Raw genomic sequence first — 14,797 nt, 5'->3', positions numbered from 1 at the left:
GGCGCCCCTGGGGATGGGACGGGTAGGGGCGGCGGGGGCGAGAAACCGCACGCCCCATGCCGTCACCCCACCCCTCAGCCCACCCACACGTCCTGCCACACCAACCGATGGTCGGACGTCGGCACCGTCGCCCCGCCCCCCACCAGCCGATACAGCGGATCCCCGGACGTCGGCCAGAAGACACCGTTCGCGCCCGGCATCAGTCCCTTGGACGGCAGCACGTAGTCGACCCGCAGATTCCCGGGCGCGGTATCGCCGAAGTCGGAGGTGTCGTACGCCGGGTCCCCGAGGTGCGAGGCATTGGCCCCGCCCTGGATCCTCGCCGCCTCCACCCCACCCGCACTCGCCGGCGGAACGGCCGGAGCGTTGACCGCCGGATGGTCGAGCAACTGCAGAATCGCGTGATCGTAGCTGTCACCGTCGTACGGATCCGCGTTGTTGTCGCCCGCGATCACAAACCGCGCCCCGGCCCGCAGCCCACCCCGCCGCCCCCTGTCGTCGTAGAGGTACGAGCCACGTCGGCGCCCACCGACGTAGTCGGCCCACAGCCGGATCTCGTCATGGTTGCGCCGCCCATTGCGGTCCTCGGCGCCGTCGAAGGTGGGCGGCGTCGGATGCGAGACCAGGAAGTGCACGATGTCGTGCCCGATGCACACCGGCACGTCCCAATGGCTCTTCGAGGACAGCCGCAGGATCGCGCGGGCTTCGTCGCTGTAGTAGCCCGGCGGCATGAGGTGGCCCGGCATGTCCTTCCACAGGAAGCGCTGGAAGGTGCGCACCGCGCGCGTGTCGATCGGGTACTTCGACAGCACGACCATGCCGTACTGCCCCGGGAACCAGCCGTAGCCGTACGCGTCCTGGCCGTACGCGTCCGAACCGGGCGTCGTGACCGCCCCGTTCCTGCCGTCGAGGTCCACGCCGGTGGCGACGCCCGTGTTCACCGGGCCGGTGAAGTGGTACGGGAAGCGCACCGGCTCGGCTCCGTTGTGCCCGACGGCCAGGTAGTTGCGCAGGAACAGGCGGACCGCTCTGCCCCGCTCGTCGTAGTCGAACTCGTTGATCAGCAGGACGTCCGGGTCGACCCGCTGGATGGTCTCGGCGACATTGCGCGCCTGGACGTTGTCCGGAGTGGACAGGTCGGTGATCAGCGCGCCCTGGGTGGACCGGTTCAGGGAGGCGTTGAAGGTGGCGAACCGGACGGACCGGCGGCCGTGCCGCTCGGTCGCCGAGGCCGGGAACGCCGCGGTCGTGGCCAGCGCCGCCCCGGCGAGGGAGGCGAGCGCCGTGCGACGGGAGAGGGATCCGGTGTGGTTCATCGCGACTCCGGGGCGGGAGGGAGAGGGGGAGAGGGGAACGCCGAGCCGAAAAGAGTCTGCGCGCGTAGAGGTGAACGCCACAAGGCCCCGCGAGAACTCCCGGATTCACCCCTCATTCACGCGATGGTGTGATCATGTCCCGCACCGCGGATGCCGGTCGAGGGCCGGGGGTAGGGCCCGGCCATGACGCAGCAGCCCTTCGAACTCCCGCACTTCTACATGCCGTATCCCGCGCGGCTGAACCCACATGTCGACGAGGCCCGCGCCCATTCGACCGAGTGGGCGCGCGAGATGGGCATGCTGGAGGGATCCGGGATCTGGGAGCAGGCCGACCTGGACGCGCATGACTACGGCCTGCTCTGCGCCTACACCCACCCCGAGTGCGACGGCCCCGCCCTCTCCCTGATCACCGACTGGTACGTGTGGGTCTTCTTCTTCGACGACCACTTCCTGGAGACCTTCAAGCGCACCCAGGACCGCGCCGGCGGCAAGGCCTATCTCGACCGGCTGCCGCTGTTCATGCCGATGGACCTGTCGACGCCGATGCCTCAGCCGCAGAACCCGGTCGAGGCGGGCCTCGCCGACCTGTGGACGCGCACCGTGCCCACGATGTCCGCCGACTGGCGCCGCCGCTTCGCCGTGGCGACCGAGCATCTCCTCAACGAGTCCCTGTGGGAACTGTCCAACATCAACGAGGGCCGCGTCGCCAACCCCGTCGAGTACATCGAGATGCGCCGCAAGGTGGGCGGCGCCCCCTGGTCGTCGGGCCTCGTGGAGTACGCGACCGCCGAGGTCCCCGCGTCCGTCGCCGAGTCCAGGCCGCTCCGGGTGCTGATGGAGACGTTCTCCGACGCCGTGCACCTGCGCAACGACCTGTTCTCCTACCAGCGCGAGGTCGAGGACGAGGGCGAACTCAGCAACGGCGTCCTGGTGCTGGAGAAGTTCTTCGGCTGCACCACCCAGGAGGCCGCCGACACCGTCAACGACGTCCTCACCTCCCGGCTCCACCAGTTCGAGCACACCGCCCTCACCGAAGTCCCCGCCGTGGCGCTGGAGCAGGGGCTCACCCCGGCGGAGGTCAAGGCGGTCGCCGCGTACACCCAGGGGCTGCAGGACTGGCAGTCCGGCGGCCACGAGTGGCACATGCGCTCCAGCCGGTACATGAACGAGCGCGCCGAGCCCACCACGCCCTGGCGAGGCCCCTCCGGAGCCGGCACCTCCGCCGCCGACGTCGGCGCACTGCTCGCCGCGGCCGGCGCCGAACGCCTGCGCGCCTACACGCACGTGCCGTACCAGAAGGTCGGCCCGTCCCTGCTCCCCGACTTCCACATGCCCTTCGAGGTCGAGCTGTGCCCGCACCTCGCCGCCACCCGGGGGCACCTGACCGAGTGGACGCACCGCATGGGCATGCTCCAGGAGGGCGTCTGGGACGAGGACAAACTCGCCGCCTACGACCTTGCGCTGTGCTCGGCGGGCCTGGACCCCGACGCGACTCCCGAGGCCCTGGACCTCAGCGCCCAGTGGCTCGCCTGGGGCACCTACGGCGACGACTACTACCCCCTCGTCTTCGGCCACCGCCGCGACCTGGCTGCCGCCCGGCTCACCACCCAGCGCCTGTCGGACTGCATGCCCCTCGACGGCGAGCCGGCACTGATCCCCGTCAACGGCATGGAACGCGGCCTGATCGACCTGTGGGCGCGCACGACGGCCGCGATGACCGCGGAGGAGCGGCGCACCCTGAAGGACGCGGTGGACGTCATGACCGAGAGCTGGGTGTGGGAGCTGTCCAACCAGCTCCAGAACCGCATCCCCGACCCGGTCGACTACCTGGAGATGCGCCGCGCCACCTTCGGCTCCGACCTCACCCTCAGCCTGTGCCGCATGGGCCACGGCCCCGCCGTACCCCCGGAGGTGTACCGCAGCGGGCCCGTCCGCTCACTGGAGAACGCCGCCATCGACTACGCGTGCCTCCTCAACGACGTCTTCTCGTACCAGAAGGAGATCGAGTACGAGGGCGAGATCCACAACGCGATCCTCGTCGTGCAGAACTTCTTCGGCGTCGACTACCCCACCGCGCTCGACGTGGTCCACGATCTGATGACCCAGCGCATGCAGCAGTTCGAACATGTCGCCGCGCACGAACTGCCCATCGTGTACGAGGACTTCGGACTGACGGACGAGGGCAGGGAGGGCATGCGGAACTATGTGCTCGATCTGCAGAACTGGATGGCGGCCATCCTGAACTGGCACCAGAAGGTCGACCGCTACAAGGCCGGGTACCTGGCCCGCCGCGCCCACGGCTTCCTGCCGGACCGGGCGCCCGCCGTGCCCGCCCTCAGCTGACCTCCCGCACCCGCGCCGCGGTCTCCTCGGCGAGCTCCCGGACGCCCCGCGCGGCGTTCTCCGAGAGTTCGCCGAGTATCGCGTCGGCGGCCGTCAGGAGCGTGCGGGCCTCGTCGGCCAGGTCCGCGTCGGCCAAGGCACGGGTGAGGCGGTAGTGCTCCTCGGCGATGAAGCGGCCCAGGTTCACGTTCTGCCAGTGGCGCAGCGAGTCGTCTCCCGGGGTGGTCAGGGCGTCCCGTACGGCGGCCAGGCTTCTCACGGCCTCGGACAGCAGGCCCGCCCCTCGCTCCAGACCGGCCTGGGTGTACATGGCCGAGGCCCGGTCCCACGCCATCTCCTGCAGCGCGGCGTACAGCCGCTGGGCGCGCAGCGCCTGCGGCAGGTCGCCGAGTTCCTCGAAGTCACGGGCGAGAGCACCCAAGGGGGCCGTGGTCAGCGCGTGCGGCGCGTCGGGGCGGCGCAGTCCGCTCCGGTCCATGACGATCTCGTCGAGTTCGCGGATCAGCGTCACCCGGGCCAGCTCGGTCATGCCCTGGTCGCGGGCCAGGTCGGTCCAGGTGCTGACCGGCTCGTCCGAGGGGTCCGTGCCGAACAGCGAGTCGTCGAGCCCTCGCGCCCACTCCAGCAACTCCTCCGCGCTCGCGCCGGGTTCCGGTATTTCACTGAGGCCGCACGCGGTGTCGAAGTCCGTCTCCCGCACCTCGTGCAGCAGGGGCAGGTCCTCCGGGTCGCCGCGCAACCCCACCAGCACGGCGGCCAGGCGCAGTTCGTCCGTCATCGAGGACTTCGTCTCGTGGCGCAGCAGATGCCGCAACAGCTCCAGATCGCCCTCGGCACGGTCGAACTGCGCGGCCCGCAGGGCGAGTCGGCGCCGTACGGCATCCTCGGCCAGTTCCTCCCACGTCGTGCGGTCGCCGGCCCGCAGCAGGGCGAGGTCGGCGTGGCCGCTGGCGAGCACCGGCTCCCACAGAGGCGGGCGCGGGTGGCTGTCGAGCAATTGGTAGGCGTTGTGCTCCAGATCGTTCAGCAGGACGAAGTCGGGCTCGGTGCGCAGGAGCGCGGCCCGGAGCATCGCTTCGAGCTCCGCGGCAGAGCGCTCCGGAAAGCCGAACGCGGCGCGCAGTTCGGCCCGCGCACGAGCGAGTTCACGCCGCTGACCGGGCTCCTCCTCGCCGTCGTCCTCGTCGTCCTCGACTTCCGCCAGACCGATCCTGATCTCCAGCGCCTCGTCGACGCTGGAGCCGATGATCCCGGCCGAGCCCTCCGAGTCGGCGTACAGCACCGAGCCGTCCGCGCACACGAAGTACGTGCCGCCCGTGTCGTCCCCGGCCACCACCTCGAGCGGTCCGCCCGAGGCCAGGCGGACCTCCTCGACATGGCCATGGGCGGCCCGGGCGATGTCGAAGCCGAAGGGGAACGCCGTCAGTTCGGCCAGACGCGGGTTCTCTCGGAGCAGCCGCAGCGCGTGATCGGTCATGTCACAGAACGTAACAGCCACCACTGACAACGGACTTCCCGCCTCCGGATGCCGTTTCCGAAACCCGCGCCGCCCGTTCACCGGCCCGTACAGCACGGTGAACGGCCGACGCGTCATCGGCGCCGTAGTGGTCCACCGGTCAGTCTCACTCGTTCGTGGCTCGTTGTGCGCCGGTGCGCAGGGTAGTCACCAGCCGGAGGCGATCCGATGGAACAGACTGCGTTGCGACCCAAGCCCATGCCTGGTCAGGGGCCCGGCGAAGGCGTCCCGTCCGACCCCGGCGCACGGCGCCCGCACGCCGCACCCCGGCGCCGGGGCCGACGGCTCACGACCCTGTGGTGCGCCCTGCTGGCCGGGCTGGTCCTGATCCTGTGCGGGGTCGGACTCGGCGGCCTGGGCGCCACGGTGATCGGCATGAGCCGGCTCGCCGAGCTTCAGCGACAGACGGTGCACGGCGCACCGGGAAGCCCGCAGACGTCGGCACCTGCGGCGTCCCCGGCCCCAACCCACACACCGCCCCCGGCCGTCGTCGCGACCCTCGGCGTGGAGGCCGTGGACGCCGACAGGCCGGGCGCCCTGGTCGTCGGCGTCCACGTCCCCGGGCCGGGGTACACGGCCGGTCTGATCCGGGGCGACCTGCTCCTCGCGTTCGGCAGGACCCGTATCGACTCCGCCGCCGACCTCGCCCGCGCCGTCGCCGGGTCCCGCCCGGGCCGCGAGGTCACCCTGACGGTGCGCCACCGCAGCGGCGGCTACCAGCAGCTGACGGTGGTCCCGGGCGTCGTCACCTGAGCACCGGGCGCGGCACCTCGCGCAGCGTCCCGGAAAACCACTGGTGGCGTTCGGCCGACGAGGCCACGATGGCCCCATGCCCACCACCCTCATCGCCTTTCTGGGCGCCTGCACCCTCGTCGCCGCCTCGCCCGGCCCGAGCACCGTGCTGATCATCAAGCAGTCGCTGCAGAGCAGGCGCTCCGGCTTCCTGACGGTGCTGGGCAACGAGACCGGCGTCTTCGTCTGGGGAGTCGTCGCCGCGTTCGGCCTGACCGCGCTGCTGACGGCCTCCGAGGTGGCGTACGACGTGATCCGCGTCGTCGGCGCGGTCGTGCTCGTCGGCTTCGGCGTCCAGGCACTGCGGCAGGCCCGCCGCGCCAAGGGCGCCGAGGACGGCACCTGGGAGGGCACGCGCAAGAGCGGCTGGGCCTCCTACCGGGGCGGGCTGCTGCTCAACCTCGCCAACCCCAAGGCGGCCGTCTTCGCCATGTCCTTCCTGCCGCAGTTCGTGCCGCAGGGCGCCCCGCACCTGCCGACCATGGTCGGCCTCGCCGCGCTCTGGGCGGTCTACGAGGTCGGCTACTACGGCCTGTACGTCTGGTTCGTGGGCCGGCTGAAGTCCGTGCTGTCCCGCGCGGGCGTGCGCCGGCGCCTGGAACAGGTCTCCGGAGGCGTGCTGCTCCTCCTCGGCGTCCGTATGGCACTGGAGGGCTGAGCCGTGCCGGAGCAGTCGTCCGAAAGACCCGCCGATCGGCTCGCGCCGCCCCCTTCGGCCGGGCAGGATGCTGCCCGTAGTCCCTTCACGCGCCCAGGGAGGCCCGGATGACCGGCACCGCACCCGCGCCCTTCACCGCCGACGACTACCGGGCCCGTATGGAGCGTGCCGCGCGGGCGGCCGCCGACGCGGGCCTGACCGGGCTCCTGGTGGCACCCGGCCCCGACCTGGTGTGGCTCACCGGCTACGCGCCCCCCGCCGAGACGGAGCGGCTCACCCTGCTGGTCCTCGTCCCCGGTCGGGACCCCGTCCTCGTCGTCCCCGCCCTGGAGGCCCCGGACGCCGCGAAGGCCTCCGGCGCCCCCGGCCTGACCCTGCGCGACTGGACCGACGGCAAGGACCCCTACGCCGCCACCGCCGCCCTCCTCGAAGCTGAGCCGCTCGGCCGGTTCGGCATCAGTGACAACGCCTGGGCCCTGCACCTGCTGGCCCTGCAGCGCGCGCTGCCCGGCACCTCGTACGCCGCCCTCAGCGACGCCCTGCCCATGCTGCGCGCCGTCAAGGACGCCGCCGAGCTGGAGCTGTTGGCGGCCGCGGGTGCGGCCGCGGACGCGACGTTCGAGGAGATCCGGAAGGTTCCCTTCGGCGGCCGGCGCGAGTCCGAGGTCGCCGCCGACCTCGCCGACCTGCTGCGCCGCTTCGGTCACTCCCAGGTCGACTTCACCATCGTCGCCTCCGGCCCCAACGGCGCCAATCCGCACCACGAGGTGGGCGACCGGCTGATCGAACGCGGCGACATGGTCGTCCTCGACTTCGGCGGCCTGAAGGACGGCTACGGCTCCGACACCTCCCGCACGGTCCACGTCGGCGAACCCATCGACGAGGAGCGCCGCGTCCACGACCTGGTCCGCGCGGCCCAGCAGGCGGGATTCAGCGCCGTACGGCCCGGCGTCGCCTGCCAGGAGGTCGACCGGGCCGCCCGCGCGGTCATCGCGGACGCCGGATACGGCGAGTACTTCATCCACCGCACCGGGCACGGCATCGGGGTCACCACGCACGAGCCGCCGTACATGATCGAGGGCGAGGAGCAGCCCCTCGTGCCCGGCATGTGTTTCTCCGTGGAGCCCGGCGTCTATCTGCCCGGCCGCTTCGGAGTGCGCATCGAGGACATCGTCACCGTCACCGAGGACGGCGGCCGGCGCCTCAACGACACGACCCGCGAGCTGGTCATAGTCGACTGACCGGCGACCGGACCCGGCGCAAGGAGCCCCCGTAGACCCTCGAGCGACAACGGCGCGACCATGACCCAGGCACCGACACCCACCGCGGACACCGTCCGCCGGCTGGTCCGTTCCCTGCTCAAGGACGGCGTGGACGACTCGGCCGGACCCGAGGTCCGCCCCGCCGCCCCGGGCGCCGAACCCGCCACCTGGTGGGTCGGCACCCGCCATGTGCTGCGCCTCGCCCCCGACCGCGAGGCCGCCGCCCGCCAGCGCCGCGAACTGCGTCTGCGCGACCTCGTCCGCCCGCACGTCCCGGTCGCGCTGCCGACGAGCGTCGCCCACGGCGAGTGGGCGCCCGGGCTGACCTACACCCTCGACACCAAGGTTCCCGGCGGATCAGGCGCCCAGCACGACGTCTCCGCGGTCGGCGAGGCCGATCTGGCCGGGGTGCTCACGGGGCTGCGCGAGGTCCCGGTGCGGCAGGCCGAGACATTCGGCGTGCCGCGCGCCGCGCCGCGCTCCCTGGAGGCCCTGCGCCGAGCCGCCGAACGCGCCGCCGCGCGCCTGGCCGACGCCGACGAGTTCGACGCCGCCCGGCTGCGCCAGCTCACCCAGCCGGCCGCCGTCCAGCTCGCCGCCCAGCCCGGCACCGCCGTCCTCGTCCACCACGGCCTCACCGGCGACCACCTGGTCGTCAGTGCCGACGGCCGGGTTCGGGGCATCCTCGGCTGGGCCGACACCGTCCTCGGCGACCCGGCGGAGGACATCGCCGGCCTCGCCCTCACCGTCGGCTCCCCGGCCGCCGTCCGCGCCGCCACCCTCGCCGGCTACGGCGCCCGGCCCTGCCTGCGCGGCCTCTGGCTGGCCCGCTGCGACGCGGTCGTCCACCTCGCGGACCGTCTAGACGGCAAGGGCGAGGCTCCCCTCCCGCTGCTCAGGGGACAGCTCCGGCACGCCTGGGAGGCGATCCTGCTGGAGCGCGTGACGGAGCTGAGGGAGGACGGCGGGGAGGAAGAGCTCTAGAACCTCCCCGCAGGTCCCCTCCCTCCCGCTCACGCCTGCAGCAGCACCACACCCGACTCCCCGGGCACCTGCAGCACCCCGTCCGCCCCCGGCGCCTCCACGGGCTCCCACGCCGCCAGTACGGCCGCCTTGCGCGGCCCCAGCGGGATCGCCGCCGGCTCCTTGGCGAGGTTGACGGCCACCCGTACGTCGCCCCGGCGGAACGCGAGCCAGCGCTGCCGCTCGTCGAAGGCCACCTTGGTGTCGGCGAGGTCCGGGTCGGTCAGGTCGGGCTGCTCGTGGCGCAGGGCGATCAGCCGCCGGTACCAGGCGAGCACGCGCGCGTGGGGCTCGCCGTCGAGCTCCGACCAGTCGAGGCAGGAGCGCTCCCGGGTCGCCGGGTCCTGCGGGTCGGGCACGTCCTCCTCGGCCCAGCCGTGCGCCGCGAACTCCCGCCGTCTGCCGCGCCGTACCGCGTCGGCCAGCTCCGGATCGGTGTGGTCGGTGAAGAACTGCCAGGGCGTGCTCGCCGCCCACTCCTCGCCCATGAACAGCATCGGCGTGAAGGGCGCGGTCAGCGTCAGGGTCGCCGCGCAGGCCAGCAGGCCGGGGGAGAGGGTGGCCGCGAGCCGGTCGCCCTGGGCCCGGTTGCCGACCTGGTCGTGGGTCTGGCTGTAGCCGAGCAGGCGGTGCGCCGCCACGCGCGTACGGTCCAGGGGCCGCCCGTGGCCGCGGCCCCGGAAGCTCGAGTACGTGCCGTCGTGGAAGTAGCCGCCGGTCAGCGTCTTGGCGAGGCCCGCCAAGGGGGCGCGCGCGAAGTCGGCGTAGTAGCCCTGGGACTCGCCGGTCAGCGCGGTGTGCAGGGTGTGGTGGAAGTCGTCGTTCCACTGCGCGTGCAGACCGAGGCCGCCCTCCTCGCGCGCGGTGATGAGCCGGGGGTCGTTCAGGTCCGACTCGGCGATCAGGGACAGCGGCCGGCCGAGGTCGGCGGAGAGGGCGTCGACGGCCGTGGACAGCTCCTCCAGGAAGTGGCACGCGCGCGTGTCCTTCAGCGCGTGCACCGCGTCCAGGCGCAGCCCGTCGATCCGGTAGTCCCGCAGCCAGGCCAGCGCGCTCTGCACGAGGTACGCGCGCACCTCGTCCGAGCCGGGCGCGTCCAGGTTGACCGCGGCACCCCAGGGCGTCTGATGGGTGTCCGTGAGGTAGGGGCCGAAGAGCGGCAGGTAGTTCCCGGACGGGCCGAAGTGGTTGTGCACCACGTCGAGGACCACGCCCAGGCCCAGTTCGTGCGCCCGGTCGACGAAGCGTTTCAGTGCATCGGGCCCGCCGTACGGCTCGTGCACCGCCCACAGCGAGACCCCCTCGTACCCCCAGCCATGCCGCCCGGGGAAGGGGTTCAGGGGCATCAACTCGACGTGCGTGACCCCCAGTTCCGCGAGATGCCCGAGCCGCTCGGCGGCCGCGTCGAGGGTGCCCTCACGCGTGTACGTGCCGATGTGCAGCTCGTACAGGACGGCGCCGGGCAGCGGCCTGCCCGCCCACTTCGTACGCCACGCGTAGCTGCCGTGGTCGACGACCGCGCTCAGTCCGTCCGGGCCGTCCGGCTGCCGGCGCGAGCGCGGATCCGGCCGCACGGGGCCGTCGTCCAGCGCGAAGCCGTACCGTGTCCCGTCCCGCGCGTCCGCCTCCCCCCACCACCATCCCGCGCGAACGGGATCGCGCTCCAACGCGCGCGTGACGCCCTCGCAATGGAGCGTCACACGGTCGGCCTGCGGTGCCCACACCTCGAACTGCACGGACGGTTCCCCTTCGTCTGCTCACCGTGATGTAGCCCGTCCATGGTGCTTCAAACGAGATCAATCCGCCTTTGAATCATCCGTTTTGCGGCAGGTGTCGCGGCGGGTTCCGTGGATCACGCGCGCGGGACGGCCGTTTCCCCGTTTTCTGGACACCCGGGGTTCACTGACCGACAATCAGCACCGTGACGTCGTCTTTCGAGTTCAACACGTACCCCGCGCGGCTCTCCGACGTGGAGCGCGACAAGGCGCTGAAGGTGCTGCGTGACGGCGTCGCCATGGGCCGGCTGTCGCACGACACCTTCGTACGCCGCATGGAGCTGGCCCTCGCCGCCCGCCGCGCCGACGAGCTCGCCGTGCTCACCGCGGACCTGCCCTCCGATAGCCGGCTGTCGCGGCTGGTGTTCGGCACCGTCGAGGCGGTCTCCGGCTTCACCGTACGGCTGCGCAGGGCATGGCAGTCCGAGCGGCTGCCCAAGCTGCTGCTGCCGCACCCCGCGTCCGGGCATCCGCTGCGCATAGGGCGTGACCCCGCCAACGGGCTGCGGCTCACCCACGAGACGGTGTCCCGCGTGCACGCCGAGCTCAGCCACCAGGGCGGCCTGTGGGTCCTGCGCGACCTCGGCTCCACCAACGGCACCACGGTGAACGGCCGACGCGTCATCGGCGCCGTAGTGGTCCGCGAGGGCGACCAGGTCGGCTTCGGCCGGATGTCGTTCCGGCTCGCCGCGGACTGAGCCGAACCCCGACCCGCGCGTGGGCCCCGGGTGACGCCTCAAGGCAATTCCCTTTGCCTTTTGCGGTGTTGACGTAGTCGTCAACTCGTGACTGACTGTGCGTACACCATGCACATCAGGTGAACCGACGGCACCACATTGTGGAGGTGTGCCCTGCCGCCACTCCTCCGCTACCCGACCGTGGACGAGCTGGGCGCCCGGGCGGCCGCGCTCGTCTCCCGCCGCCCCCGTGACACCCGGCTGCGCCGCGTCGGGACGTCCCGCGAGGGCACGCCGCTGTGGCTGCTGTCCGTCGGCCACGGCAGCCGCCAGGCCCTGGTCGTGGCCGGCCCGCACGCCAACGAGCCCGTGGGCGGCGGCACCGTACTGCGACTGGCCGAACGGGTGCTCGCCGACCCCCGTCTGCACGAGGGCGCCGACGCCACCTGGAACCTGCTGCTCTGCCTCGACCCCGACGGCCTGCGCCGCAACGAGGGCTGGCTGCGCGGCCCCTACCACCTCGGCGCCTACTTCCGGCAGTTCTTCCGCCCCGGCTTCCTGGAACAGCCCGAATGGCTGCCCGACGGCGCCGACGCCGCCACCCTGCCCGAGACCCGCGCCCTGCTCGACCTCCAGGACGAACTGCGGCCCTTTCTGCAGTGCTCCCTGCACGGCGTCGACGTCGGCGGCGGCTTCGTCGAGCTGACCCACGACCTGCCCGGCCTCGCCCAGCGCGTCGCACAAGGCGCCGCCCGCCTCGGCATCCCGCGCGAACTCGGCCCCTACGACACCCTGTACTGGCCGGAGCTGGGACCCGCCGTCTACCGCATCCCCCGGCCGCGCCGGGGCGATCTGGCGGCCGCCATCACCGAGGCGGCCGTGGAGTCGACCTGGTTCCATCCGCACCGGCACGGCACGGTCACGGCGGTCGTCGAGGCCCCCATGTGGGGTGTGGCCGCAGTGGAGGACGGGGCGCCGCCCGCCGATGAGGAAACGGTCCTGCGCAGGGTGAGCCACACCCTGCGCCACGACACCCGCCTGCTGGAACGCCTGCTGGAGCGGCTGCGGCCGCACCTTCCCGCCGGACCCGAGACGGCCCGGCTGCTCGCCCCGGTGGACGACTATTTACTGGTCTGTCCGGGACTCGCCGACACCTGGGACCCCGACCTGGAGGACCCCGTCGGCGCCCATCCCCTTCCCTCGCTCAGCACCGCCCATCTGGCCGCCCTGCGCATCGCCGGACGGCGCCTCGCCCTGCGGACCGCCGGGCTGCTGCACCAGCTCGTGGCCGCCGCCGGGTGCGATCCGGCCGGGGTGCTGCCGGAGCTGGACCGGCTCGTCGACCAGTGGTGCGACGACTACCGCGACGGCTGCGGGGCGCGCTGGATACCGGTCGCGCGCCAGGTCGAGTACCAGTCGCGGGTGGTGCTGGCCGCGTTCGAGCTCGCCGGGCGGCACGCGCCCGCATGCTCCCGTTCGGGTGAGTCGGGCTGGAATACCGGGGCCGCCGTGCCGATACACCGGGAATGACGCGACGCATCACAGCGGTACGAGGCGGCCTGCTCGCGACGGCCGCAGCCCTCGCCCTCGGCGCGGCCATGCCCCCGGCCGCCGCCCAGGACCCCGGCAACTGGCTCTTGGTCACCGTCACCCGCGGCGACGACCGCCACGGTGGGACGCCCGGCACCCTGCTGCTGTGCGATCCGCCGCGCGGCCACGCGAGGGCGGCCGAGGCCTGTGCCGACCTCGACAGGGTGGGCGGCGACATCAGCCGACTCCGGCAGAAGGACGCCTTCTGCCCGATGATCTACGCGCCGGTGACCGCCCACGCGCGCGGGGAGTGGAACGGGCACCCGGTCGAGTACCGGGAGACGTTCTCGAACGGGTGCGGGATGGCGGCGCGGACGGGGGCGGTGTTCGCGGTCGACCGCTGACGCGACACGGCGCGCGGCACCGGCGGCACGCGCGCGTGCGCTGACCCGGCTTGGGCCGCCCGCTCGCGCGCGTGCGGTGACCTCCTCAGGCCGCCCCCTCGCGCGCGTGCAGCGCCGCCGCGACGACCGTGCGGGACTGGTGCTCGACCTGGTGCTCCAGAGGCACCCAGCGGGCGCGGAAGCGCTCGGCGAAGGCGTCGCTCCAGGTCGCCACGAGGCGTTCGAGACGTGGTGCCTCGCGGTCGTCGGCCTCCTGCAGCACGCGCAGCAGCATGGCCGCCGCCCGCAGCGGCAGCCGGCGCCCGAAGGCGTCCACGCTGCCGACGTACGCCATGGTGTCGTCGGCGGGCGGCGTGCGCATCCAGTCGGCGGCCAGCCCCGGCACCAGCTCCAGCGCCCACTTCGCGGACCGCAGCAGCGGCCCGTCGACACCGTGCAGACGGGGCAGCGTCTCGGTCAGCACCCGCTCCACCTCCAGCGCGTCCCGCAGCAGCCGGCCGCCCAGCCGCCGCATCGCCCCGGCCGGGTCCGGATGCGGCGCCGGGTCGTCCACCAGGTCGCTCGCCCACATCGGCACCTCGACGACCGCGGTCAGCCCGCCGTAGCGGTGCACGTGGTGCCAGGTGCTGCTGCGCGCGTCGTCCGGCATGCTCGGATACGCCGCGCCCGCGCCCGGCGCCGGCATCACATGCACGCCGGGTCCGGCCGCGGGCCAGCCCGCCGCGTCCGAGGCGCCGGTCTCCACCGGGATGTGCAGCTCCGCCGCGGACTTCGCGAACGGCTCGGCGAGGCCGGGGACGTCCTTCGTCAACTGCACCCAACTGCCGCCCAGGTCGGTGCCGTGCAGGGTCACCTGGAGGTAGGGCCGCAGCTCGTCGATGACCCGGGTCAGCGTGCGGGTCTCGGGCGGCAGCCGGCCCGGGGGCAGCGTGGCCGGCGCCCACTCGGGCTGCTCGGAGGCGGCCGGCCGGAAGAAGCCGCGGTGGTAGTCGAGCAGACTGCGGGGCGCCGGCGTGACGTGCAGGCTCGCCCCGTCCGGGTCCGCGCACAGCAGGAAGTGCCAGGAGACGTCGGTTCGCAACTCCCGGTCGCGCAGCACCCGTTCGGCGACGGCGAGAAGGGTGCGGCCGCCCGTCGGCTCGTTGCAGTGCGCGCCCGCGACCACCAGCACGGCGCGTCTGGCGTGGCCGATGGACAGCAGGTGAAGGGGTCTGCCCGCGCGCGAGGCCCCCACCTGTCTCAGCGAGCACAGACCGGGTCGGTGGGCGGCCAGTGCGCGGGCGGACAGCTCCAGTTCGGCAAGCGTGGGGTAGCGCAGCTCCGGCAGGAGACTCACCCCCGTCACGTCCGCCCGGCGTCGCAATCCGCAGTACCGCACGGTCTCGTTGACGTGTCAAGGACCTCATGGGGGAGGCTCCCGGGGGCGCCCCGATGCATTCACCGCCGACAGGCCCGGGCGGTCGGCCCCGGCGGCAGCGGTGGGCCGTCCCGCCGGGGCGCC

At 73.0% G+C, this 14,797-nt stretch carries 12 protein-coding genes; 8 read left to right on the top strand and 4 right to left on the bottom strand.

Annotated features, from left to right (window positions below; translation table 11 throughout):
* Nucleotides 1–74: 74 nt before the first annotated feature.
* On the bottom strand, nucleotides 75–1,316 hold the full coding sequence (locus IM697_RS32640) for an endonuclease/exonuclease/phosphatase family protein (RefSeq protein ID WP_194039686.1): 1,242 nt from the start codon (nucleotides 1,314–1,316) through the stop codon (nucleotides 75–77).
* Nucleotides 1,317–1,499: 183 nt separating this feature from the next.
* Here IM697_RS32640 and cyc2 point away from each other — a divergent pair, with 183 nt between their 5' ends.
* Nucleotides 1,500–3,659 carry a germacradienol/geosmin synthase Cyc2 gene (cyc2, locus tag IM697_RS32635; RefSeq protein ID WP_194039685.1) on the top strand — a complete coding sequence of 720 codons (2,160 nt, stop codon included), beginning with the start codon at nucleotides 1,500–1,502 and terminating at the stop codon, nucleotides 3,657–3,659.
* Here cyc2 and IM697_RS32630 read toward each other — a convergent pair.
* The gene (locus IM697_RS32630; protein WP_194039684.1) at nucleotides 3,652–5,136 is read right to left on the bottom strand and encodes a hypothetical protein; all 1,485 of its coding nucleotides are present in this window, start codon (nucleotides 5,134–5,136) and stop codon (nucleotides 3,652–3,654) included. The genes cyc2 and IM697_RS32630 overlap by 8 nt on opposite strands.
* Nucleotides 5,137–5,343: 207 nt before the next feature.
* Here IM697_RS32630 and IM697_RS32625 point away from each other — a divergent pair, with 207 nt between their 5' ends.
* From IM697_RS32625 to IM697_RS32610, 4 genes are all read left to right on the top strand, one after another.
* Complete coding sequence (locus tag IM697_RS32625) at nucleotides 5,344–5,928, top strand: PDZ domain-containing protein (RefSeq protein ID WP_194039683.1); 585 nt, start codon at nucleotides 5,344–5,346, stop codon at nucleotides 5,926–5,928.
* 76 nt (nucleotides 5,929–6,004) lie between these two features.
* Complete coding sequence (locus IM697_RS32620) at nucleotides 6,005–6,625, top strand: LysE family translocator (RefSeq protein ID WP_194039682.1); 621 nt, start codon at nucleotides 6,005–6,007, stop codon at nucleotides 6,623–6,625.
* Nucleotides 6,626–6,732: 107 nt separating this feature from the next.
* Nucleotides 6,733–7,866 carry an aminopeptidase P family protein gene (locus IM697_RS32615; RefSeq protein ID WP_194039681.1) on the top strand — a complete coding sequence of 378 codons (1,134 nt, stop codon included), beginning with the start codon at nucleotides 6,733–6,735 and terminating at the stop codon, nucleotides 7,864–7,866.
* A 60-nt stretch (nucleotides 7,867–7,926) separates the two neighbouring features.
* Nucleotides 7,927–8,871 carry an aminoglycoside phosphotransferase family protein gene (locus IM697_RS32610; protein WP_194039680.1) on the top strand — a complete coding sequence of 315 codons (945 nt, stop codon included), beginning with the start codon at nucleotides 7,927–7,929 and terminating at the stop codon, nucleotides 8,869–8,871.
* A gap of 29 nt (nucleotides 8,872–8,900) precedes the next feature.
* Here the strand turns inward: IM697_RS32610 and treZ are convergent, their stop codons facing one another.
* Nucleotides 8,901–10,646 (bottom strand): malto-oligosyltrehalose trehalohydrolase, encoded by a 1,746-nt coding sequence (treZ, locus tag IM697_RS32605; protein ID WP_194039679.1) that lies wholly within the window; start codon nucleotides 10,644–10,646, stop codon nucleotides 8,901–8,903.
* Nucleotides 10,647–10,831: 185 nt separating this feature from the next.
* Here treZ and IM697_RS32600 point away from each other — a divergent pair, with 185 nt between their 5' ends.
* The 3 genes from IM697_RS32600 (at nucleotide 10,832) to IM697_RS32590 (ending at nucleotide 13,296) form a co-directional block, all read left to right on the top strand.
* Nucleotides 10,832–11,383, top strand: coding sequence for an FHA domain-containing protein (locus IM697_RS32600; protein WP_194039678.1), 552 nt, complete (start codon nucleotides 10,832–10,834; stop codon nucleotides 11,381–11,383).
* 180 nt (nucleotides 11,384–11,563) lie between these two features.
* Complete coding sequence (locus IM697_RS32595; protein WP_228044268.1) at nucleotides 11,564–12,892, top strand: M14 family zinc carboxypeptidase; 1,329 nt, start codon at nucleotides 11,564–11,566, stop codon at nucleotides 12,890–12,892.
* A complete protein-coding gene (locus tag IM697_RS32590) occupies nucleotides 12,889–13,296 on the top strand; it encodes an SSI family serine proteinase inhibitor (RefSeq protein ID WP_194039676.1) in 408 nt (135 codons plus the stop codon). Before IM697_RS32595 ends, IM697_RS32590 begins: the two co-directional genes overlap by 4 nt.
* An 85-nt stretch (nucleotides 13,297–13,381) precedes the next feature.
* On the opposite strand, the gene IM697_RS32585 is transcribed toward IM697_RS32590, so the two are convergent.
* On the bottom strand, nucleotides 13,382–14,632 hold the full coding sequence (locus IM697_RS32585) for a M14 family zinc carboxypeptidase (RefSeq protein ID WP_194039675.1): 1,251 nt from the start codon (nucleotides 14,630–14,632) through the stop codon (nucleotides 13,382–13,384).
* Nucleotides 14,633–14,797: the final 165 nt, after the last annotated feature.

The organism is Streptomyces ferrugineus (genome assembly GCF_015160855.1).
In the GTDB taxonomy this organism is placed as follows: Bacteria; Actinomycetota; Actinomycetes; order Streptomycetales; family Streptomycetaceae; genus Streptomyces; species Streptomyces ferrugineus.
Note: the sequence above shows the minus strand (reverse complement) of the source record. Positions and strands in the feature narration are given on the sequence as shown.

Bases quoted from the DNA above. Each gene is read 5' to 3' on its own strand.
- IM697_RS32620 (WP_194039682.1), top strand. From the start codon at position 6,005: ATGCCCACCACCCTCATCGCCTTTCTGGGCGCCTGCACCCTCGTCGCC.
- IM697_RS32630 (WP_194039684.1), bottom strand. From the start codon at position 5,136: ATGACCGATCACGCGCTGCGGCTGCTCCGAGAGAACCCGCGTCTGGCC.
- cyc2 (WP_194039685.1), top strand. From the start codon at position 1,500: ATGACGCAGCAGCCCTTCGAACTCCCGCACTTCTACATGCCGTATCCC.
- IM697_RS32640 (WP_194039686.1), bottom strand. From the start codon at position 1,316: ATGAACCACACCGGATCCCTCTCCCGTCGCACGGCGCTCGCCTCCCTC.
- IM697_RS32590 (WP_194039676.1), top strand. From the start codon at position 12,889: ATGACGCGACGCATCACAGCGGTACGAGGCGGCCTGCTCGCGACGGCC.
- IM697_RS32615 (WP_194039681.1), top strand. From the start codon at position 6,733: ATGACCGGCACCGCACCCGCGCCCTTCACCGCCGACGACTACCGGGCC.
- IM697_RS32625 (WP_194039683.1), top strand. From the start codon at position 5,344: ATGGAACAGACTGCGTTGCGACCCAAGCCCATGCCTGGTCAGGGGCCC.
- IM697_RS32610 (WP_194039680.1), top strand. From the start codon at position 7,927: ATGACCCAGGCACCGACACCCACCGCGGACACCGTCCGCCGGCTGGTC.